At 74.6% G+C, this 21,794-nt stretch carries 15 protein-coding genes; 5 read left to right on the forward strand and 10 right to left on the reverse strand.

From position 1 onward, the window contains the following. Positions 1 to 10: 10 nt before the first annotated feature. Positions 11 to 439 carry an ankyrin repeat domain-containing protein gene (locus ABZ861_RS12370; RefSeq protein ID WP_361627989.1) on the reverse strand — a complete coding sequence of 143 codons (429 nt, stop codon included), beginning with the start codon at positions 437 to 439 and terminating at the stop codon, positions 11 to 13. A gap of 375 nt (positions 440 to 814) precedes the next feature. Between ABZ861_RS12370 and ABZ861_RS12375 the strand changes: the two genes are divergently transcribed. Both ABZ861_RS12375 and ABZ861_RS12380 read left to right on the forward strand, forming a co-directional pair. Further along, the gene (locus tag ABZ861_RS12375; RefSeq protein ID WP_361627992.1) at positions 815 to 2,416 is read left to right on the forward strand and encodes a PspC domain-containing protein; all 1,602 of its coding nucleotides are present in this window, start codon (positions 815 to 817) and stop codon (positions 2,414 to 2,416) included. Then, positions 2,403 to 2,669 carry a hypothetical protein gene (locus tag ABZ861_RS12380; protein WP_361627995.1) on the forward strand — a complete coding sequence of 89 codons (267 nt, stop codon included), beginning with the start codon at positions 2,403 to 2,405 and terminating at the stop codon, positions 2,667 to 2,669. Before ABZ861_RS12375 ends, ABZ861_RS12380 begins: the two co-directional genes overlap by 14 nt. A gap of 329 nt (positions 2,670 to 2,998) precedes the next feature. On the opposite strand, the gene ABZ861_RS12385 is transcribed toward ABZ861_RS12380, so the two are convergent. Both ABZ861_RS12385 and ABZ861_RS12390 read right to left on the reverse strand, forming a co-directional pair. Then, entirely contained in the window at positions 2,999 to 3,547 is a 549-nt protein-coding gene (locus ABZ861_RS12385; RefSeq protein WP_361627998.1) for a DoxX family protein, read from the reverse strand. Between the two features lie 153 nt (positions 3,548 to 3,700). Beyond that, complete coding sequence (locus tag ABZ861_RS12390) at positions 3,701 to 4,495, reverse strand: class II aldolase/adducin family protein (protein WP_361628001.1); 795 nt, start codon at positions 4,493 to 4,495, stop codon at positions 3,701 to 3,703. 175 nt (positions 4,496 to 4,670) lie between these two features. Here ABZ861_RS12390 and ABZ861_RS12395 point away from each other — a divergent pair, with 175 nt between their 5' ends. Then, a complete protein-coding gene (locus ABZ861_RS12395) occupies positions 4,671 to 5,144 on the forward strand; it encodes a pyridoxamine 5'-phosphate oxidase family protein (protein ID WP_361628004.1) in 474 nt (157 codons plus the stop codon). A 56-nt stretch (positions 5,145 to 5,200) separates the two neighbouring features. Here ABZ861_RS12395 and guaA read toward each other — a convergent pair whose 3' ends face one another. After that, positions 5,201 to 6,781: a glutamine-hydrolyzing GMP synthase gene (gene guaA / locus ABZ861_RS12400; RefSeq protein ID WP_361628007.1), complete on the reverse strand. Its 1,581-nt coding sequence runs from the start codon at positions 6,779 to 6,781 to the stop codon at positions 5,201 to 5,203. A 389-nt stretch (positions 6,782 to 7,170) separates the two neighbouring features. On the opposite strand from guaA, the gene ABZ861_RS12405 reads away from it, so the two are divergent. Continuing rightward, positions 7,171 to 7,455 carry a chorismate mutase gene (locus ABZ861_RS12405; protein WP_361628010.1) on the forward strand — a complete coding sequence of 95 codons (285 nt, stop codon included), beginning with the start codon at positions 7,171 to 7,173 and terminating at the stop codon, positions 7,453 to 7,455. A gap of 184 nt (positions 7,456 to 7,639) precedes the next feature. Here the strand turns inward: ABZ861_RS12405 and ABZ861_RS12410 are convergent, their stop codons facing one another. Beyond that, entirely contained in the window at positions 7,640 to 8,059 is a 420-nt protein-coding gene (locus tag ABZ861_RS12410; RefSeq protein ID WP_361628013.1) for a hypothetical protein, read from the reverse strand. Here ABZ861_RS12410 and ABZ861_RS12415 point away from each other — a divergent pair. Next, the gene (locus tag ABZ861_RS12415) at positions 8,058 to 8,708 is read left to right on the forward strand and encodes a hypothetical protein (RefSeq protein ID WP_361628016.1); all 651 of its coding nucleotides are present in this window, start codon (positions 8,058 to 8,060) and stop codon (positions 8,706 to 8,708) included. The two genes, ABZ861_RS12410 and ABZ861_RS12415, sit on opposite strands and share 2 nt — an antisense overlap. Positions 8,709 to 9,125: 417 nt before the next feature. On the opposite strand, the gene ABZ861_RS12420 is transcribed toward ABZ861_RS12415, so the two are convergent. The 5 genes from ABZ861_RS12420 to ABZ861_RS12440 all read right to left on the reverse strand — a co-directional run bounded on the left by ABZ861_RS12420 (position 9,126) and on the right by ABZ861_RS12440 (position 21,724). Beyond that, entirely contained in the window at positions 9,126 to 10,874 is a 1,749-nt protein-coding gene (locus ABZ861_RS12420; protein WP_361628634.1) for a GMC family oxidoreductase, read from the reverse strand. A 353-nt stretch (positions 10,875 to 11,227) separates the two neighbouring features. Then, on the reverse strand, positions 11,228 to 12,841 hold the full coding sequence (locus tag ABZ861_RS12425) for a succinic semialdehyde dehydrogenase (RefSeq protein ID WP_361628019.1): 1,614 nt from the start codon (positions 12,839 to 12,841) through the stop codon (positions 11,228 to 11,230). Between the two features lie 573 nt (positions 12,842 to 13,414). Continuing rightward, positions 13,415 to 15,157, reverse strand: coding sequence for a serine/threonine-protein kinase (locus ABZ861_RS12430; RefSeq protein ID WP_361628022.1), 1,743 nt, complete (start codon positions 15,155 to 15,157; stop codon positions 13,415 to 13,417). A 334-nt stretch (positions 15,158 to 15,491) separates the two neighbouring features. Beyond that, complete coding sequence (locus tag ABZ861_RS12435; RefSeq protein WP_361628637.1) at positions 15,492 to 17,318, reverse strand: serine/threonine-protein kinase; 1,827 nt, start codon at positions 17,316 to 17,318, stop codon at positions 15,492 to 15,494. 167 nt (positions 17,319 to 17,485) lie between these two features. Further along, a complete protein-coding gene (locus ABZ861_RS12440; protein ID WP_361628025.1) occupies positions 17,486 to 21,724 on the reverse strand; it encodes a protein kinase in 4,239 nt (1,412 codons plus the stop codon). Between the last annotated feature and the right edge of the window lie 70 nt (positions 21,725 to 21,794).

Below are 21,794 nucleotides of genomic sequence, written 5' to 3' on the forward strand. Positions count from 1 at the left end.
GGACTGGCGGCTACCGCTCCTCGCCTGCACCAGGAACGTGAACCGCCACGTCGTAGTTGCCGATCAGGTCGGCCAGAGCACGCGGACTTACGCCCTTCACGTTCTGCCGCTCGGGATCGGCTCCCGCCGCCAGCAGCACCTGGAGCGTTGCCGGATCACCCCGATACCTGAACACCGCGTCGAAGAGAGCCGTGTTGCCGTTACGAGCACGCGCATCCACCGTCGCGCCCGCCGCCAGCAGCAACTCAGCCGCGAGCGCGCTCTGGGACTGCGCGGCGAAATGCAGCGGCGTCATGCCTGCCTTGTCTGCCAGGTCCGGATCCGCCCCGCCCGCCAGCGCCTCCCGCAGGCCGGCAACGTCTCCCTGCACGGCGCAGTAATGCACCGCCGAGCGACCCATCCAGTCCAGCCCCTGACCCACATCCACCATGGCGCCCATCCTCTCCGAGCTTGACGAAGTAGATAGGGGCACCCCCCCCGGCGGTCTCGCAGTCCGGGGGCGGCCGCACCCCCGGCGGTCCCGCGGTCCGGGGCGGCCGCGCCCTAGACGGTCCGGGACGTCCTGACGGTCCGGGATGGCCTGCCGTCTTCCTCTCCCTTCTTCCTTCTCCGGTTGAGGAGGCCGAGGGGCCGGGGAGGTGGGGGGCGCCGGAGCGGCTGGCCGGAGGGCGGGCAGAGGGGTCGGTTGCGACCAGGTCGGAAGGTCGCCGCGTCCGAGTCGAACACATCCCCGGACGCAGCTCAGGGGCGAATCAGGGTTCGGCCAGGGACGTCCCGACTGCCGCCGCGGCGGCGGGCCCGTCACCATGGACGCATGACACATCACCAGCACGCCGCCACGGGTCCGGACCCAGGCCCCGGCCCCCGCCCCTTCCCGGGGTCTGGGCCGCAGGCCGCCGCGCCCGGCATGGGTGCGGGTGAGAACCCTCGCGCGCACGAGCACGCGGGCGCGGACGCGCCTAAAACCAGCGGACAAGGCGAAGCGGACGAGACGGACCGACCGGACGCTGCCGAGAAAGCGCGCCCAAGCCGGAACGACCGACCGGAAGAGAGCGACACCGCGTCGGCAGGAACCGCCGGGGCACGGAACGCCACGGCGGACGACGCGACGGGCTTTCCCACCGCCGAGGATCCGGAGGCCGGCGCCAATCCGCCCGGGTTGCGGAGGGACCGGCGGCACAAACTGCTCGCCGGGGTCTGCGCGGGCCTGGGACGGCAGTGCGACATGGATCCGGTGATCTTCCGGATCACCCTGGCCGTGCTCGCCGCGACCGGCGGTATAGGGCTCATCTTCTACGGTTTCGCCTGGCTCTTCGTGCCCTTCGACGACGAAGACGACAACGAGGTGCGCAAGCTCCTCACCGGCCGCGTGGACGGCCAGGCGCTCGCCGCCGTGGTGTTCGCGCTGGTCGGCTGCGGAGTGTTTCTGTCGATCCTGAGAAACGGCAGTGTGCTCGCCTTCGCGGCAGTGCTCTCTCTGCTGCTCGCGGGCGCCGGGTACTGGTCGCGGCACCGGGCCGCCTCCGACCCCGACCCGCTGGCCGCGCAGGCAGTCGCCGACGCCCCGCCGGAGGCCCAGGCGCCGCCGGTTCCCGCTTCCCTCGCGTCCTGGTGGCGCGATCCGATCGTCAAGGACGGCACCCACGTCGGGGGCACCGGCTATCTGTGGGGACCCAGGACCGCAGCGGAGTTCCGGGACATCGCAGCGGCGGTCAACATCAGCAGGCGCGGCACCGTGAAGTCAGACATCCGTCCGCCGCGCATAGTGCCGAGCCGGCCGCGTGGCCCGCGCCGGATCGGTGGCCGCTTCTTCCTTCTCGCCGTGCTCGCCGGCGCCCTGGGCGCCCACCTGACCCGGCATGGCCATACGCCTGGCGACAGCCTCCAAGTCGGTCTCGCCTGCGCGCTCGGCGTCCTCGGCCTCGGAATAGCGGTCAGCGCCTTCGTCGGGCGCACAGGAGCGGGCTCGATCCTGCTGGCGCTGATCACGGCGGGACTGCTCGCCGCCTCGTCCGTGCTGCCGCAGAACGTCGACGCGCACTGGTCGAAGCAGAGGTGGCAGCCCACCGCGGCGGCGGATGTGCAGCGGCAGTACGACCTCGGGACCGGGGCGGGCACGCTCGACCTGTCCCGAATACGCCTCGGCAAGGATCAGACGGTGACGACGAAAGCCCAGGTGGGGCTGGGACAGTTGCGGGTGATCGTCCCCGACGGCGTGACCGTGCGGGCGGCCATCGACGTGGGGGTCGGCGACATCCAGTTGCCGGGGGACGGCTCGCGAGACGTGGACGTGGCGCCGAGCAGGCACCGGGAGGTGACCCTGCCCCCACCGTCCGGCGGGAAGGGCGCCGGGACGATCGACCTCGACCTTCGAGTGGCCGCGGGACAAGCGGAGGTGAGCCGTGCCGCGTCATGAGTTCCAGCCGGGCCGGCTGGTGAGCGGCGTCTCCCTGATGGCGGCCGCCGCGGTCTCCGCGGGGAACGCGATCGGCCTGTGGCGGACCCCGTGGTTCGCGCTCGTCCCCCTGGTCGTCGGCGGTCTGTGTCTGGCAGGCGCGGTGGCCGTCGTCGACCGGCTCGTCCGACGCCGCCGCAGCGGTCGCGGCAGTCACGGCAGTCGCGGTGAGTCCCGCGCCGAGCATGCCGAGCGCGCCCAGCAGACGGGCTGAACCGTCGTCGGGACGCACGCCCCTCAGCCGTCAGCCCACTAGCGCCGTGGCCGGAAAGGATGTGCCGGGCAGCTCGCGGCGTCCGGTGCGGTGCGTCGCACGGCGGAGCACTGCCCGCTTACTGGGCGGACGTACTCGGGCTGGGCGACAACGCGGCGAGGCCCCGTGCCGGGCGTCGTGAGCCGGTGCACCTTCCGGTCACAGCGCCAGCTCGCTCATCCCCGGCACGGGGTCGGCAGTGCCTGTCGGCTGTCCCCGGGCACGGGGTCGACAGTGCCTGTCGGCTGTCCCCCGGCGCGGTCGCTGCCGGCGGTCCCTCAGCGTCTTCGCTACCGGTAGTCCCCCGCTGCTCGGGGTTCGCCTGTCGCCTGCTCTCGCCGGGCGCGTAGAGCAGCGTCCAGGGAGAACATCGGGGTGCCGGCCAGGGCGAGGGGCAGCCAGGCCATCAGATAGGCGAGGTCGTTGCCGAAGTAATAAGGAGTCACGGACCAACTGACGGTGAGCCACAGGCTGAGGGAGATCAGCGCACCGCCCAGTGCGGCCAGTCGGCCCAGCAGGCCGACCAGGACGCCCAGGCCGACGGCGAGTTCGCCGAGGGCCATGGCGTAGCCGAAGCCGACGGGGTTTTTCAGGGCGAGGTCGACGAGGGCCGGGATCGCGGAGGAGTCGCGGACCGAGCGCATCGTGTCGCCGATCGACCCGGAGCCGGAGGCTTTCATGAAGGCGCTGTCGGTGAGCTTGTCCAGTCCGGCGTAGAGGAAGGTCACGCCCAGAAAGACACGCAGCGGAAGGAGGCAGTAGCGGGCGGCGGTGTCCCGCCAGTCACCGCGCCGGTCCGCATATGGGGCCTGTGTGTCCGTGCGCAGGCCGTGGGTCATCGCTGTCAGCCACCTCTCGCCGCAAGACTGTTCGCGCCTCAACAGACCATACGTACGTAAGAAAGGGGTGGCTCAACCGTGCTTCGTCTTTATCTCCGACTTACGGATGGTTTCGGGGATACGGCCGGGTGCCTGTTCCGGTGTCGCGTTCCGTCACGTCAGGAGGTCCGGATGGGCGTGGGTGATCTCCTGCCACTGGGGCTGGTAGTTGATCCAGGCTACGAGATCGGTGCCGAGCTGCTCCCGGGTGGCCACCGCCGCCTTGGGGTCGATCAGCACCGGCCGGCCGGCCGCCTTGGCGGTCAGTTGCACCTGGGCGGAGCGTTCCATGGACAGGAACCACCAGGCGGCGGCGTCCACCGAGTCGCCGACCGTCAGCAGCCCGTGGTTGCGCAGCACCAGCGCCTTGCGGGAGCCCAGTGCGGCGGCGATCCGGCGGCCCTCCCCGGCGTCGACCACCACGCCGGTGTAGCTGTCGTAGAGGGCGTGGTCCTCGTAGAAGGCGCAGCTTTCCTGGGTGATCGGGTGCAGGAGGTCGCCCAGGGCGGCCAAGGCCCGGCCGTGCACGGAATGGCAGTGGGCGACGGCGACGACGTCCGGGCGGGCCGCGTGCACCTGGGCGTGCACGGTGAACGCGGCCTGGTTGACGTGGTAGGCGCCCTCGACGACCTGACCTTCCTGGTTGGCGAGCACCAGGTCGCTCACGGTGACGTGGCGGAAGGGCACGCCGAAGGGGTTGACCCAGAAGCAGTCGCTGAACTCGGGGTCGCGGGCGGTGATGTGTCCCGAGACGCCGTCCTCGAAGCCGTGCCGGCCGAAGATCCGCAGTGCGCCCGCGAGGCGTTCCTTGCGGTGCCGGCGTTCGTCCTCGACCGACTCGTGCATCGGCGGCATGGCGAACCGCAGTGCGTCGATGGGCAGGGGCGGGGGCGGAGCGGGGTCGTGCATGGATCCTCCGGCGCGGGAACGGCGTACGCGCCGGAAGCTACCGCCGGTCGGGCGATCAGGACAGCGCTGGGACGTGAAGATCCCGCAAGCGGGCCCGGCGGGGCGCGGAAATCCGTCCCGGAATCCGTCTCCCGCCCGACGGAAGACGTCGGGTTCCGTCGCCACACTCGTCGGCATGGCGACGAACTGGGCGGCCTTCGCCGCCGTGGAACCGGAACTGGCCGAGACCGTGGAGCAGCGCTTCGGCGCCTTTCGGCACCATGTGCCGGCCACCCTGCGCAAGGACGGCTCGCCCCGCTCCAGCGGGCTGGAGGCGCGGTTCGCGCTCGGCGAGCTGTGGCTGGGGATGATGCCGGATTCGCTCAAGGCGCTCGATCTGCGCCGGGATCCGCGTTTCGCCCTCCAGGCGAATCCCGGGCCGGGCGCCGGGATGGGCGGCGGCGACGTGCGGATCGGCGGCCGTGCCGTGGAGGTGACGGACCCGGCGGTGAGGGCGGCGTACGCGGACCGGGCGGATCCGCCGGGGCCCTTCCACCTCTTCCGCGGAGAGCTGGCGGAGGTCGTGCGGACGTTCGTCGAGGACGACGCGTACCTGGTCACCCAGGTGTGGCGTCCCGGAGGGCAGGTGCGCACGATGCGGCGCACCTGACCGTGCCGGGACGCCCCGCTCCCGGCGCCCTCACGGGAGCCGGGAGCGACGTGGGGTCACTCCCACTCGATGGTGCCCGGCGGCTTGCTGGTCACGTCGAGGACGACGCGGTTGACGTCCCGCACCTCGTTGGTGATGCGGGTGGAGATCTTGCCGAGCACGTCGTACGGCAGGCGCGACCAGTCGGCGGTCATCGCGTCCTCGCTGGAGACGGGGCGCAGCACGATCGGGTGACCGTAGGTGCGGCCGTCGCCCTGCACGCCGACGCTGCGGACGTCGGCGAGGAGGACGACCGGGCACTGCCAGATGTCCCGGTCCAGGCCGGCCGCGGTCAGCTCCTCGCGGGCGATGGCGTCCGCCTCGCGGAGCAGATCGAGGCGCTCCTTGGTCACCTCGCCGACGATCCGGATGCCGAGGCCGGGGCCGGGGAACGGCTGGCGCTGGACGATCTCCTCGGGCAGGCCCAGTTCCTGGCCGACCATGCGGACCTCGTCCTTGAACAGCTTGCGCAGCGGCTCGATGAGCTGGAACTCGAGGTCCTCGGGCAGGCCGCCCACGTTGTGGTGCGACTTGATGTTGGCGGCGCCGGCGCCGCCGCCGGACTCGACGACGTCCGGGTAGAGCGTGCCCTGGACCAGGAACTCCACCGCCGGGCCCGCGTCCGCGATGATCTCCGCCTGGGCCTGCTCGAAGACCCGGATGAACTCGCGGCCGATGATCTTCCGCTTCTCCTCGGGGTCCGAGACCCCCTTGAGCGCGGTGAGGAAGCGCTCCTCGGCGTCGACGACCTTGAGCTGCACGCCCGTCGCGGCGACGAAGTCCTTCTCGACCTGCTCGGTCTCGCCCTGGCGCATCAGGCCGTGGTCGACGTAGACGCAGGTGAGCTGGGCGCCGATGGCCTTCTGGACGAGGGCGGCGGCGACGGCGGAGTCCACGCCGCCGGACAGGCCGCAGATCGCCCGCTTGTCGCCGACCTGCTCGCGGATGGCGGCCACCTGCTCGTCGATGACGTTGCCGGTGGTCCAGTTCGGCTCCAGGCCGGCGCCGCGGTACAGGAAGTGCTCCAGCACCTGCTGCCCGTAGGTGGAGTGCATCACCTCGGGGTGGTACTGGACGCCGTAGAGCTTCAGGTCGTCGTTCTCGAACGCGGCGACCGGGACGACGTCCGTGGAGGCCGTGACGGTGAAGCCCTCGGGTGCGGCGGAGCAGGCGTCGCCGTGCGACATCCACACGGCCTGCTCGACGGGGGTGCCCTCGAAGAGGGTGGAGGAGGCGCGGGAGACGGTAAGGCCGGTGCGGCCGTACTCGCGCGCTCCGGTGTTGTCCACCGTGCCGCCCAGGGTCTGCGCCATGAGCTGGAAGCCGTAGCACATGCCGAAGACCGGGACGCCCGCCTCGAAGATCGCGCGGTCGAGGCGGGGGGCGCCCTCCGCGTAGACCGACGAGGGGCCGCCGGAGAGGACGATGGCCGCCGGGTTCTTGGCGAGCATCTCAGCCACCGGCATGGTGCTGGGCACGATCTCGCTGTAGACCCGGGCCTCACGGACGCGACGGGCGATGAGCTGGGCGTACTGCGCGCCGAAGTCGACGACCAGAACGGTGTCGGGGGCGGCGGCAGCGGGGGTCGCTGATGACACGGGGTGCCTTCCGGCGGTCGGGCGGGGGCTGTGCCACCGATTCTACCGGGGCTGCCGTGCGGGGCGTCCCAGTGCCGTTCGGGGAGGGGGCGGAGGGGGCGGGCCCGCGCCTCGTCCGGGTGCGGGCCCAAGAGGCGCCCTCCCCGTCCCGTCCGGGGCGCCCGTGTTGGACCGTTCCCGCCCGAGGGGCATACTGGAAGCATGTTCACGCACGCGACGTTCTTCGTCTTTTCCTATGGCGACCGGCCCGCCGGCTGCCATGGTCGTGCTGCTTGAGCTGACGTCAAGCGACTTTCCAGGCGCCCCGGGCCGACAAGGCCCGGGGCGCCTGCGTTCTTCCGGTCCTTGCCGATCCGGGGGCGCCGCACTCACGGCGAGGAGCCCCCGACATGACCGCTGCTACGGAGAAGACCGGCGCCCGCACCGACCAGGCCGCGTCGGTGATCGCGGAGGCGCGGGAGCGCATCGACGCGCTCGACGACCGGATCATCGGACTGGTGCAGGAGCGGATGGCCGTCTCGGCCGTCGTCCAGGAGGCCCGGATCGCCTCCGGCGGCCGCCGCGTCAGCCTCTCCCGCGAGATGGAGATCCTCGGCCGCTACCGGGACGCGCTCGGCAAGCCGGGCACGGCCGTGGCGATGCTGCTGCTGGAACTGTGCCGGGGCCGGGTCTGAGCCGCCCCCGACCCGTACAGGACGACAGCCCGGTCGCCCAGAGGACGGCGGCCGTCTGAGTCACGCGACGTGTGACGCACACCATATGAAGATCCGGTGAAGGACAGCGCAACCATCCCCGGGTGCGCGGGGTCACACCTGCGCAATCCAAGGTCATGACCGCGCCTTCAGGCGGCGGCCTCCCTTACCGCTCGTGCCGCGTCCATCGCGCGGCACGCCCGACCTCCGAGGTCTTCATGAAGCTTCGCCGCGCTATGGCGGCCGCCGCCGCGACGGCCGCGATAGCCCCGCTGGCCCTGCTCTCGGCGCCGGCCGCGTTCGCGTCCGTGGAGTCGAGCCCCGCCGTCAGCTCCTCCGCGAGCACCGGCGCCGGCGACTCCGTGCCGCCGAGCGCGTCGGCCTCGGCCAGCGCGTCCGCCTCGGCCGGCGCCTCCGCCAGCGCGTCCGCGAGTGCGAGCGCGTCGGCCTCCCCGAGCGCGTCCGCCTCCGCGTCGTCCCCGGCGCCGAGCAGTTCCGCGCCGCACGCGTCGCAGTCCGCGGAGCCCACCGCCCCGCCGTCGCCCTGCGCGGACAGCGAGGTCGACTCCGACTCCCAGCTCACCATGGCGGTCTCCGGGCTGCCCGGCAAGATCGTCGCGGGCAGCGGCTGGCACCCGTTCAAGCTCACCGCCGCCAACCACGGCGACCAGTCCCTCGGTCAGGTGGAGTGGCTCGCGCTGGTCGACAACGACGCGATGAGCGACGACGAGAAGGACTGGCTGAGCACCTACGCCGAGCTGGAGTACTTCGACCCCGGCACGAAGACCTGGGAGTCGGTGGCCGATCTCTTCGGCAACGGCGTCTTCTTCGGTGAGACGGAGCTGGGCCCGAAGGAGAAGGTCGACATCCAGTTGCGCCTGGACATCACCGCGAAGGCGCCGACGGGCGCCGGCTACACCCTGGGCCTGGGCGCGTACCTCGACCAGACCAGGAACTGCGTCCACAGCGCCTTCACCGATTACGAGTTCACCGTGCTCAGGCCGGGCAGCGGCAACGAGCACCCCGGCGACGCCAAGCCGGGCAACGGCAAGCCGCCCACCGGCGGCAAGCGGCCGCAGGGCGGCGTCAAGGAGCTGCCGTCCACCGGCCGGCTCGCCGAGACCGGCGCCGGCTCCGCGCTGCCGACCGTCGGCCTCGTCGGCGGCGTCGCGGTCGTCGTCGGCGCCGGTGCGATGTTCGCCGTGCGGCGCCGCAAGGCGCACCCGGGGGCGTAACTCGTCCGGAGGACCGCAGGGTCGCGCGCGTCGGAGCGCGGCAACCCGCTGACGGAGAGAAGGACCTGCACCAGGAGGGGGGTGCAGGTCCTTCTCTCGTCGCGCCTCCGCCCGCGGCGCCCGCCCACGGCCCCGGCCCGCAGCGCCCACTCCCGGGGGCCGCTCCCAGCGCCCGCTCCCGGGGGCCGCTCCCAGCGCCCGCTCCCGGGGGCCGCTCCCAGCGCCCGCTCCCGGGGGCCGCTCCCAGCGCCCGCTCCCGGGGGCCGCCCGCAGCGCCCACTCGGGGCGCCCACCCGCACCGGCCGCCCACGGCCCCCGTCCGCGGCGCCCACTCGGGACGCCCGCCCGCAGCGCCTACTCGGGACGCCCGCCGGGACCGCCCCCGCCCTGCGGAGCGCCCCGGCGGCTACTTGGCTACTACTTCTTCGGCGGCAGCGCCGGCATCCCCAGGAACGGAAGCCTGAGCGCGCCGAACGCGTCGGCCGGGACGGACGGGGTGCGGGGCTCCACCGGCTTCAGCCGCTCGTACGCCGTGCCCTGCGCCGGACGCGGGTCGGCGTCGCCCTTGTTGGGCCAGAACGACATCGCCCGCTCGGCCTGCGCGGTGATGGTCAGGGACGGGTTGACGCCGAGGTTCGCGGAGACCGCCGCGCCGTCCACCACGGAGATGCCCGAGTGGCCGTAGAGCCGGTGATACGGGTCGATGACGCCCGTCTCGGGCGAGTCGCCGATGGGGCAGCCGCCCAGGAAATGCGCGGTGAGCGGAGTGCCCATCAGTTCGCCCACGTTGGAGCCGGCGAAGCCGTTGATCTCGGCGGCGAGCGCGGAGGCGCCCTCGGTGGCGGCGCGGATCTGCTGGGGGTTGGGCGAGCCGTGGCCCTGGCGGGCGGTGAGCAGGCCCTTGCCGACTCCGTCCGGCTTCAGATACGTCGTCAGGGAGTTGTCCAGGGACTGCATGACCAGGCCGATGATGGTGCGCTCCGACCACTTGCGGTTCGAGAGCGACTTCAGCACGAGCAGTGGGTGGCGTGCGGCGTTCGCCAGCCAGGCGGCGACGCGGGAGCCGCCTTCGGCGAAGGGGACCTGGAGGATCGACAGACTGCCCATCGAGTTGGAGCCCCTGCCGTAGCGGACCGGCTCGATGTGGGTGTCGGCGTCGGGGTGGATGGACGAGGTGATGGCCACGCCGCGGGTGAAGTCCGCCCTCGCGTGGCCGGTCGCCCTGCGGTAGCGCCGGTCGTCGGTCTGGGCGCCCACCAGCGCCTCGGAGTTGGTGCGGGTCAGCTCGCCGAGGCGGGCGGAGAGACGGGGGAGCTGGCGGCCCGCCTTCATGCGGTGCAGCAGGGTCTGGGTGCCGTAGGCGCCGGCCGCGAGGACCACCCGCCGGGCGGTGAGGATGCGGCCCGCGCCCTTCCTCCGGTCGTCCGTGGGGAGCGTGGCGACGGCGTAGCCGCCCCGGGAGTCGTCCGTGACCGACACGGCGGTCGTCATCGGGTGGATCACCGCGCCGGCCTTCTCGGCGAGGTGGAGGTAGTTCTCGTTCAGCGTGTTCTTGGCGCCGTGCCGGCAGCCCGTCATGCACTCGCCGCACTCGAGGCAGGCCCGGCGCTCGGGCCCCGCCCCGCCGAAGTAGGGGTCGGCGACCGGCCGGCCCGGGTCGGCCTTCGCGGCGCCGTCGCCGTCCTCGCCGTCCCCGAAGAAGACGCCGACCGGCGCCATGTGGAAGGTGTCCTCGACGCCCATGCGCTGCGCGGCGGCCTTCAGGTGCACGTCGGAGGGGGTCATCGTCGGGTTGAGCCGGACGCCGAGCATGCGCTTGGCCTGGTCGTAATAGGGGGCCAGCTCCTCCTGCCAGTCGGTGATCGCCCGCCACTGGGGGTCCTCGAAGAACGCCTTCGGCGGGACGTAGAGGGTGTTGGCGTAGTTGAGGGAGCCGCCGCCGACTCCGGCGCCCGCCAGCACCATGACGTTGCCCAGCAGGTGGATGCGCTGGATGCCGTACATGCCGAGCCTGGGCGCCCACAGGTAGTTCTTCAGGTCCCAGGAGTTCTTCGGCAGGCTCGTGCGGGTGAAGCGGCGGCCCGCCTCCAGGACGCCGACGCGGTAGCCCTTCTCGGTCAGGCGGAGCGCGGAGACGGCGCCGCCGAATCCCGAGCCGACGACTATGACGTCATAGTCGTAACCGTCGTAACCCTCGTAACCGTCGTCGTCGCCGTCGGGGCGGTCCTGGCGGGCGCCGCCGTCGTCACCGTCGTGGCGGTCGGCGCCGTCGCCGCCTTGGTAGCGGTCGTCGCCGTCGTCGTCCTGGGTCTGGGCGGGCTGCTCCTGTGACACGTGCTCTCCTCGTCGAGAACCGCCGCGCTGCGGCCGGGATCTGGGGCCTTTCGGAGTCTGAGGCCGGTCGGGGCTGGGGCCCGCCGGGGGCTGGGCTTGTCTGGGGCTGGGGCCTGTCCGGGTCGGGGCCTCTTGGATGCCGGCGCCCGCCGGTCCGGTGCGAGGCCCTGACGGAATGCGGGCCCCTAACGGAGACCGAGCGTCTTCATCAGCTTCAGGCTGCGGCTCATGAACGCCGCGTACCGCGCGTCGTCCATGCCGAGCGACGGCGCCATGGGCAGCAGCCGCTGGTGGGCGACGGTCTGCGCCTCGGTGTACTTGAGGATGCCCTCCGAGCCGTGCCGGCGGCCCAGTCCGGAGTCCTTCATGCCGCCCATCGGGGACCGCACGCTTCCGTAGGCGGGCGCGTACCCCTCGTTGACGTTGACGGTGCCGGTACGCAGCCGGGCGGCGATCTCCCGGCCGCGGCGGCCGTTCTTGGTCCACACCGACGAGTTCAGCCCGTACGGCGTGGCGTTGGCGCGCTCGACGGCCTCCTCGTCGCTGGCGAAGCGGTAGACGGAGACGACCGGGCCGAAGGTCTCCTCCGTGCACACGGACATCGGGGACTCGACGCCGTCGAGGATGGTGGGCTCGAAGAAGTACGGGCCGACGTCCGGTCGGGCGACGCCTCCGGCCAGCACGGTCGCGCCCTTGGCGACGGCCTCCTCCACGTGCCGGACGACGGTCGCGAGCTGCTGCTCGCCGACCAGCGAGCCCATGTCGGCGCCGTAGGCCAGCGAGGTCCCCAGGCGCATGCCCCTCGTCCGGGCGGCGAAGCGCTCCAGGAACGCGTCCGCGACCGCCTCGTGGACGTACAGCCGCTCGATGGAGATGCAGAGCTGGCCGGCGGAGGAGAAGCAGGCGCGGACCGCTCCCGCCGCCGCCTTGTCGAGGTCGGCGTCCTCCAGGACCAGCATGGCGTTCTTGCCGCCGAGTTCGAGGGAGACGCCGACCAGGCGGGCGGCGGCGCCCTGGGCGACCTCGCGTCCGGTGCGGGTGGAGCCGGTGAAGGAGACGTAGTCGGCGTGCTGGACGACCGCCGGGCCGACCACGGGTCCGTCGCCGAGAACGACCTGGAAGACCTCGGCGGGCAGCCCGGCCTCGATGAGCAGGTCGCGCGCCCACAGCGCGGTCAGGCAGGTCTCGGTGTCGGGCTTCATCACCACGGCGTTGCCCGCGACGAAGGCGGGCAGCGCGTCGCCGACGGACAGCTCCAGCGGGTAGTTCCAGGGGGCGATCTGGCCGACGACCCCACGCGGATGACGCAGCTCGGTGACCTTCGTCAGGGCGGGGATCGCGCCGGTGTGCCGCTTGGGCCCGAGGTAGGCGGCGGCGCGGCGGCCGTAGTGACGGGCGGTGATGGCGACGGCCTGCACCTCCTCGTGCGCGTGCAGGCGGGCCTTGCCGGTCTCCAGTTGGATCAGGTCCAGAACCTCCGCCTGCCGGTCGAGGACCAGGTCGTGGAAGCGGAGCAGCACGGCGGCCCGCCGCCGCACCGGCGTGCGCGCCCAGACGGCCTGCGCGGCGCGCGCCCGCTCGAAGGCGAGGGCCACGTCCCCGGGGGTGGACTCGGGCAGGTCCGCGAGCTTCTCGCCGGTGAACGGCGTGTGGTTGGCGGTCCGGCCGGATCCGACGACGCCCTTGGCGAGCTGGGCGACCAGCTCCGGGGTCACCACGTCGGCGGCGGTGCGGGCGCCCGCGGGGGCGGGGGCCGCGGGGTTGGTGCCGGTCAGTGCGAGGGCCTGCGCGTCCGTCATGAACCGCAGCGTAAGACGTGTCCCGCGGTTTGTGTACCCGTCGGTAACGCGGTTTCACCGGGTGCGCACACCGCCGGCGGGCACTGGCGGCTCACGGCCTGATCAGGGTTCCTTTCCCGGATCCGTCGGCGATTCGGCCATTCTCGGCGCGGGCGGCGCCGGTCGGCTCGCGGCGCCGTCAGAGCCGGTCGGCGGCGCCAGGCCCGTACGGCGCAGGGGTACGGTGCGGGCTCGCGGCCGTACGACTCCGGGCGGCTTCGCCGCGCACGGCATATGGGCGGCCTCGCGCCGTACGGCGTACGGGCACCTCGCCGCGCACGGCATACGGGCGGCCTCGCAGCGTACGGCTACGGCGTCTTCGCCGCGCACGGCGCCACGGCGGCCTCGCGGCGTACGGTCCGGCGTCAGGCGGGCGGAGGGTCAGCGGCGCCCGGAGGCCGGACCGGACCGGCAGCGGCGCCCGGAGGCGGCCGGTGACGACCCGACCGGCGGGGGCGTTCGTGCGTCGGCCGGTGACGACCCGACCGGCGGGGGCATCCGGACGTCGGCCGGCGACGACCGGAGCACCCGCGCTCACGCGGGGTCGAACGTGTCGACCGCGACGTCGAAGTGCTCCTTGGCCTCGCGCACCTTGCCGACCGGTGCCGACACCCACACGTCGTACATCCGCCCGTTCTGCTCCCAGCACAGGTCGTAGGTGTGCCGCGGGCCCTCCGCCGCGCTGTAGCCGTTCCAACTGAACTCCCAGAGGGCGGCCGGGTGTCCTCGGTAGGTCATGGCGGTGACCCGGCCGTCGTGGTAGCCGGGGTTGGAGTCCGAGCCCGAGGCGTCCGCCCGGCGCATCACCGCGAGGGGGCCGCCGGACTCCGGGTCGGCGATCTTGACGCCGAGCCGGAAGGTCTCGCCGGGCGACAGGTAGAAGATCCGCTGGCCCTGCGGGGAGCGGGTGAAGCCGTCCGGTACGGCGACCGAGAACCCGGCCGCGTCCCGCGCCAGGCGGTAGCCCGAGGGAGCGGCGGACGGCCCGCCGGTGGCCGCCGGACCGGCCGAGCCGGACGGGGCTGACGGACCGGCCGGGCTGGACCCGCCGGACGAGCTGGATCCGCCGGACGGCGACTTAGGCGGGGTCGGCCCCGAGCCGCCGCCGGGTGCGCGCGAGGCGGTGCTCGACGGGGCCCGGCCGCCGTCGCCGTCCCCCTTCACCAGCAGGGCCGCCGCCGACACGCCCGCCCCGGCCATCGCCGCCACGAGCAGCGCCGCGACCAGCATGCCCCGCGGCGAGAACCGGGACGGCGGCGCGGCGGGCGTCTCCTGCCCGCCGCCCACGCCGGGAACCGCGGTGCTTTCCGGGCGCGGGCCGCCGGGCCGCGGCGACGGCGCCGCGGCGCCCCGCGACGGCGCCGGAGGCGGGGAGGGCGGCGGGGGCGCCGGGAACAGGGCGTTGCGCTGCGTCGGCGTGTAGCGGGAGGGCGGGGGCGGCGGCGTGCGCCCCGTCTCCAGGAAGGCGCGCAGCATGCCCTCCGCCTCGGCCGCCGTCAGCCGGCGGCCGGTATCTCGCTCCAGCAGGCCGCGCACGACGGGAAGGAGGGGTCCGGCTTCGGCGGGCGGCCGGATCTCGTCGACGACGACGGCGTGCAGGATGCCGCCCAGCGAGTCGCGGCGGAACGGCGACGCGCCGCTCAGCGCCGTGCACAGCAGCGCGCCCAGCGACCACAGGTCGGACTCCGGGCCCGCGACGGAACCGGACATCCGTTCCGGCGCGGTGTACTCCGGCGAGCCGACGAACGCGCCGGTCTCGGTGAGCGTGGTGGCGCCCGAGACGCGGGCCACGCCGAAGTCGGTGAGCACGACCCGGCCGGTGCCGGACTCCACCAGGACGTTGGCCGGCTTGATGTCCCGGTGCAGCACTCCCGCGGCGTGGGCCGTGCGCAGCGCGCCGAGCAGGGCGAGGCAGATCCGGGCGGCCTCCGCCGCGTCCACCGGGCCGCGGGCGGCGATCCGGTCGGCGAGCGAACCGCCCTCGATCAACTCCATGACGATAAAAGGGCGTTGATCCTCCACGACGTCGTGCACGACGATGACGTGCGGATGCCTCAACTGGGCGACCGCGCGTGCCTCGCGCAGCGCGCGGTCCCGCTGCTGGCGGGCCTCCTCGGCGGACAGCGCCTCGTCCGACGGGAGTTCCTTGACCGCGACCTGGCGGCCGAGCAACTGGTCGGCGGCCCGCCACACGATGCCCATGCCGCCGCGCCCGATCCGCGCCTCCAGGCGGTAACGGCCCGCTATCACACGGGAGTCGTCCCCCTCGGTCCCCATGCGGCCCATCATGCCCCATCGGCGGGCCGTGCCCCGGGGCGCCGACCGGCCAACGACCCGCCGGCGGCCGCCGCACGCCCCCACCGGGGCACGGGCGCCGCTCCCGGGGCACGGGCGCCGCCCGCCGCTCCCGGGACCCGGACGGCCGCCAGTCGCTCCCAGGGCCCGGGTGCCGCCCGCCGCTGCCGGGCCCGGGTGCCGCCCGCCACGTCCCGGACGGCCGCCGCCTGTCGAGTTCCGGACGGCCCCGCCCGCCGCGTTCCGGACAGCGTCGCCCACGGTGTTCCGGGCGATCACCGCCCACGGCGTGACGAGCAGGCGAAACGCGGATCCGTCAGCCGGAGTCCGGCCGCCAGCTCTGGAGCACCGTCGTGAACTGCTTGTGGGCGATCGGCCAGTCCGCGGCGGGCGCGGACATGTACAGCGCGTACTCGACGTCGCCGCGCGAGAAGTACGTCTCCTCAACGGCGTGCCGCGGCCCTGGGAAGGAGGTGTCCTTGGCCAGCGCGGTCCAGGCGTACTCCCACAGGGAGCCGGGGCGGTCGCGGAAGGTGTTGGCCTGGAGCGTCACTCGCTGGTAGTCGGTCAGCCGGTGCAACTGCTGTTCCAGGTCGAGCTGGTGGTCGTGCGGGGTGGGGAACTCCGGGGAGTCGTCGACGGCGATCCGCAGGAAATGCTTGCCGCCGTCGGGCGTGTAGTCGACCTGGTGGAGCGCCGGATCGGCCCCCATCCGCCGCCAACTCCGGCTGGGCACGGCGATGCTGAAGCCGTTGGGGTCGTGCACCCGCACCCAGCCCGCCGGAAGGTCGGCGTCCGCGCCGCTCTGCCCGGACGGCGACGGCGACGGAGTCGGCGCGGGCGAGGTGTCCGACGCGGACTGACCCGCGTCGGACGGGCGGCCGGAGCCCCACTTCTCCAGCAGCACCGCGGTGCCGCCGCCGATGAGCGCGGCGAGAACGGCCACCAGGGCGACGGTGCGCACGCGGCGGCGCCGTTGCGGCGCGGCGCCGCCCACGGCCGTGGGACCGGACCCGTGGCCGCCGCCGACCGTCCGACCGGACACGTGGCCGCCGCCAGACGTCGTCGACGGGTACGGGGTCTGGGCGCCGGTCGTGGGCGCGCCGGAGGCGAAGGCGGCGGCCGAGGCGCCGGTCGCCGCGGTCCCGTGCGGGCTGCGCGGGCCGCCCGCGTACGGGCCGGCTCCGGTGTGCTCGCCGGTGTGCGGGCCGCGGTCCGCGCCGGTGGGCCCGGTGGGCGGGCCCGGGTACGGGCCGCCGGTGGGCGGCTCCGAGGGGCCGGGGTGGCCGACCTGCTGCGTCGGCACGTACGCCTGCGCGTCGCTCGGCCGCCGCCCTTCGGCGGCCTCCGCGAGCATCTGCTCGGCGGCCGGCACGTCCGGGCGCGCGGCCGGATCCTTGCGCAGCAGGGCGCTGATGACGGGCGCGAGCGGGCCCGCGTGCCGGGGCGGCCCGGGTTCCTCGTCGACGACCGCCTGCATGGTGGCCAAGGGCGAGGTGCGGCGGAACGGAGACCTGCCCTCCACCGCCGTGTAGAGCGTGGCGCCGAGGGCCCACAGGTCGGAGGACGGCCCCGGATCGTGCCCGCGGACCCGCTCGGGGGCGAGGAAGTCGACGGAGCCGACGACCTCTCCGGTGCGGGTGATGGTGGAGTCGCCCTCGATCTGGGCGATGCCGAAGTCGGTGATCAGGACCCGCCCGTCCCGGCCGAGCAGGACGTTGCCCGGCTTGACGTCCCGGTGCAGCACCCCGGCGGTGTGCGCGGCGCGCAGGGCGCGCAGCACCCACAGGCCGATCCGGGCGGCTTCCGCGGGCTCGATCCGGCCCTGTTCCTTGACCGCGTCCGCCAGCGACTGGCCCTCGACGAGTTCCATGACGATCCAGGGGCGGCCGTCGTGCTCCAGCACGTCGTGGACGGTGACGACCGCGGAGTGGTTGATCCGTGCGGCGGCGCGGGCCTCGGCCCTGGTGCGGGCGAGCAGGACCACCTGGTCGCTCTCGGAGACGTAGAGCGCGGCGGTCAACTCCTTGATGGCGACGGCGCGGTGCAGCACCTCGTCGTGCGCGTGCCACACCCGGCCCATGCCGCCGCTGCCGATGGTGTCGACGAGCCGGTAGCGGCCCGCGAGGAGCTGGCCCTGCATCTGATTCACGTTTTCCCCGCAATGTTCTTGACAGGGTCAGCGTAAGGATCGGCTCCCCGGCAGGGAACCAGCGGGGTGCCAAGGAATCCGCACTGTGACGGTTGTCGCTTCCGTACTCCGGCTTGAACCGACCTGTTTCTTCCGCGCTTTGGCCCTCCGTCCACGGGTTATCCAGTGAACTGGTAGGAGTCCGAAGCCCGTTGGTACAGCTTGCTCACCTCGTCCCGCTGCGTGTCGGGGCCGCGCACCTGGATCACGTGGTAGCGGCCGTCGAGGAGGAGGGCGACGTTGCGCACGTACAGTTCGCGTCCGCTCGCGTCGGTCCACGTGAACTGGCCCTCCGCCAAGGACTTTCCGCCCACCTGGATGGTCCGCAGACCGGAGGAGGTCGCCCAGCTCGAGTCGCGGTAGGGCTGCAACTCGCTTTCCCTCTCCCGCTGGTACGACATCGGGTCGCTGCCGAACCGTGCGGCGCTGTCCCGGCCGGGCACCACGATCAGCTCGAAGTCGCCGTGTGCGTAGACCACTTCGCCCCGGTCGTTCTGCGGTGTGCGGCTCCAGCCCTGGGGCACGGCGATCTGGAACCCGGCGGGGTCCTTGCGCAGGCCGGACCCGGCGCCGGGCTGGGCGGTCCCGGACGGTCCGGCCGACCGGCCGGGGCTGCCGCCGGCGTCCGGCGAGGTCCGCCCGGAACCGGGCGTCCCGCTCGCCTCGCCGGCGCCCTGGCCGGTCGGGGCCGGGCTCGCTTGGCCGGCGGCGCCGGTGCGGTCGCCGCTCGTCGCGCCGCCCTGCCCGCTCTTGGGCAGGAACAGCACCGCGTAGGCGACCCCCGCGGCCAGCAGGAGCAGGATCAGCAGGACCAGGGTGCGCCCGAGGTTACGCGGCGAAGGGGCTTCCTCGCGGGCGCGCTTGTGCCGCCCGTGCGGGGCGGGCAGCCCGGCGCGCCGCCTGCGCACCAGCTCGCCCCGGCGGCGCACGATGGGCAGCCGGCTCGGATCGGCGGGCGGGGCCGCCACGACGTGGGCGCCCGCGTCCGGCTCCGGCGCGGACCGCACCAGCGAGCGCAGCCAGCCGCCCGCTTCCTCGAAGCCCAGGCGTTCGGTGGGGTCCTGACGCAGCAGTGACTCCACGACCGGACGGAGCGGACCGCACTCCTCGGCGAAGGCGGGCGGCTCGGCGCACACCAGTTGCACCAGGTCGGCCGTCGACTCCTCCGGGTACGGGGCGTGCCCCTGCACGGCCCGGAAGAGCAGCGCGCCCAGCGCCCACAGATCCGTGGCGGGCCCGATGGGAGCGGCCAACTGCCAGTTCTCGTGCACGGGCCCGGCCTGCTCCGGCGCCCAGCGCTCGGTCACCGGGCCGACCACGGTCATCCGCGCCTGCCGCGCCCGCTCGGCGGCCAGCGCCGTCGCCGGGCCCCGGGGCGCGGGGGTACCGGCGACCAGGTCGCCCCAGCGGGAGGGCGGCGGCCCCGCGCCGACCGGCACGGCCGGTCCGCCCCCGGCGTAGGTCCCTTGCCCCGGGACACGGGGCGCGGAATCCCGAGGCAGGGGCACGCCGGACGCGTGCACGTGCGTGAGGCCGTGACCGGGGTCTTGTGGGAGGCCGTGGCCGGGGTCGCGCGGAAGCCCGTGACCGGGATCGCGCGGGAGGCCCTGGCCGAGGTCGCGCGGGAGGCCGTAGCCGGGATCGCGCGGGAGGCCGTGACCGGGGTCGCCCGGGAGACCGTGTCCGGGGTCGCGCGGGGGACGATGCGCCGGGTTGGCGGCGGGTGCGGGGGCGGGCAGGCCGCGGTCGCCGCTCTGCGCGGAGTTCCCGGGCGGCAGGCCGCGCTCGGCCCAGCCGCCTGGTGCGCCACCCGGCGGCAGGGCTGCCCGCCCGGGTCCCGCGCCCTCCGGGCCGGGGGCACCGCCGCGCGTGCTTCCAAGGGTCGCACCGGGGGCGGAAGACCCTGCGGGGGCGGGGCCGCTGGCCGGGCCGGGGAAACCCGCGGAGGCAGGTCCGCTGCCCGGGGCGGGAAGCCCTGCGGGGCCGGGGCCGCTGCTGGGGCCAGGGAAATCTGCGGAGGCGGCACCGCTGCCGGGGCCTGGGAGACGTGCAGGGGCGGCGCCACTGGCCGAATCGGGGAAACCTGCGGGGCGGGCAGCGCTGCCGGGGCCAGGGAGACCTGCGGGGGCGGCGCCACTGGCCGAGCCGGGGAAACCTGCGGGGCGGGCGCCGCTGCCGGGGCCAGAGAAATCTGCGGGGGCGGTGCCACTGCCGGGGCCAGGGAGACCTGCGGGGTCGGTGCCGCCGCCAGAGCCGGGGAGCCCGGCTGGAGCGGAGCCGCTGCCCGGGGCGGGGAGGGCTGGGGAGGCGGGGCCCGGTCCGGGAAGCTCCGCGGGTGCGGCACCCGGGCCGGGAAGCGGGGTCGCGGCGTTCCAGGAGGGCGCCCGCACGCCGTAGGGGTCGGCGATCTGACCCGGCGGCGAGGTACGCGTCTCGCCCTCCGCGGGCGGCCGGGCGCCGGGCAGCGCGGCACGCGCGCCCTGCTGCGCCTCCTGCACACGAGCCGCCGCCCGCGCACCCGCACGATAGGCGGCGATGGCCCCGGCACGCGCCGCCCGCACGTCTTCGCCGCTGCGCGGCGCGGGCTGTTCCGGGGCGCCGGGTGCGGCCGGACCGCTCGCGGCGTCGCCGCCGGGCAGCGGCAGCGCACCGGCCGCCCGCGCCTCGATCGCGGCCCGCCGCGCCGCCTCGGGATCGGCGGCCGGGGAACCGGGCCCATGTTGCGGCCCGCCCAGTCCGGCGCCGCCGAAGCCGTCCGGGCTTCCGGGCCCGGCCGCGCTCCGGGGGGCGCCAGTCCCTTGGGGGATTACCGTCCCCCGGGAAGCGCCCGGATCACCCTGCGCACCAGCGCCGCCACGGGGCCGACGTCCGCCGTCCGCTTCAACTCGGCCGTACGGGACGTCCCCACCGCTCGAGCTAGCCCCGCCGTATGGACCGTCCCCACCGCTCGAGCCAGCCCCGCCGTACGGACCGTGCCCACCGCTCGGGTCGCCGCCGCCGTACGGACCGGGGTCCGCGTCCGGGCGACGTCCGCCGTCCGCCTCGGCTTGGCCGTACGGGTCGCGCCCCCCACTCAAGCGGGATCCGCCGCTCGGGTCGGCGCCGCCGAAGGATCCCGCCCCGGCGTCCGGGCGGCGTCCGGCATCCGCCTCGGCCCGGCCGTACGATCTCTGCCCGCCGCTCGGGCCAGCTCCGCCGTACGGTCCCGCCCCAGCTCGGCCGTACGGGCCGTCCCCAGCGCTCGGGGCGGTGCCGCCGTACGGATCGTGACCGCCGCTCGGATCGGCGGCGCTGTACGGTCTCGGCCCGGCGTCTGGGTGGCGTCCGGCGTCCGCCTCAGTTCGGCCGTACGGGCCGCTCCCACCGCTCGGGCCAGCCCCGCCGTACGGATCGTGACCGCCGCTCGAGCGGGATACGCGGCTCGGGTTGGCGCCGCCGAAGGGGCCCGGCCCGACGTTCGGGCGGCGTCCGCCATCCGCCTCGGCTTGGCCGTACGATCTCTGCCCGCCACTCGGGCCAGCTCCGCCGTACGGTCCCGGGCCGCCGCTCGGGCCGGGGGCGCCGTACGGATCGTGGCCGCCGCGCGGGCCGTCCGCGGCGCCCGAGTCGGGGGCGTCGCGGGGTGTGTCGTCGGGGCGGCCGGTGGCGGAGACTCGGTCCGTGTACGACGGGCCCGCGTGGGCGCTCCCGGTTCCGTCGCCGTCCGGGGCGGGCACGGGGTCGTACCCGCACAGCGCCTCCTCCGCCGCGCCGACCGCGAGGCCGCTCAGCATCACCCGCCCGTCGTCGCAGACGAGGACCGTCCGGGCGGTGATGTTGCGGTGCACCCAGCCGTGGCCGTGCAGCACCCGCAGCGCCATGAGGATGTCGGAGGCGACCTCGGCCGCCCGGTACGGCGTCAGCGGCTGCTCGGCCAGCAACGCGGCGAGCGGCCGGGCGGCGACCAGTTCGCTGGCGATCCACAGCGAACCGCCCTCCGCGAACACGTCGAAGACCTGGTCGAGGCGCGGGTGGTCGGGAATGCTCGCCGCGGCCTGCGCGGCCTCCACCGCACGCCGCACGGCCGGGTCGGCGGGACGCCGGGTCGCCCCGCGGGCCGAACGGCCGGACCCGGACGCGCGCCCCGTACGCCCCGAGGGGCCCCGGACGCTGCCGTCGCGCGCGGTGAAGCCCTCGGGCAGCCCGTCCGCGTCGAGCACCTCCGCCTCGACGACCTCGGGCAGCGGCACCTGCCGCAGCAGGACCTCCTGCCCGCTGTAGGTGTCGAAGGCCCGCGTCTCGGTGAGTTCGTACTCGTCGGACGGAGGCAGGGGCAGGCGGTAGCGGTCGGCGAGAACCCGTCCCGCGTAGTCGTCCACGTCCGCCTCCCCCGGTCACACGGTGGGTCACATTCGTTCGCCAAGCGTCCCGTTCCCGATGCTCACGGTC

Source organism: Streptomyces sp. NPDC046985 (genome assembly GCF_040644415.1).
Classification (GTDB): Bacteria; Actinomycetota; Actinomycetes; order Streptomycetales; family Streptomycetaceae; genus Streptomyces.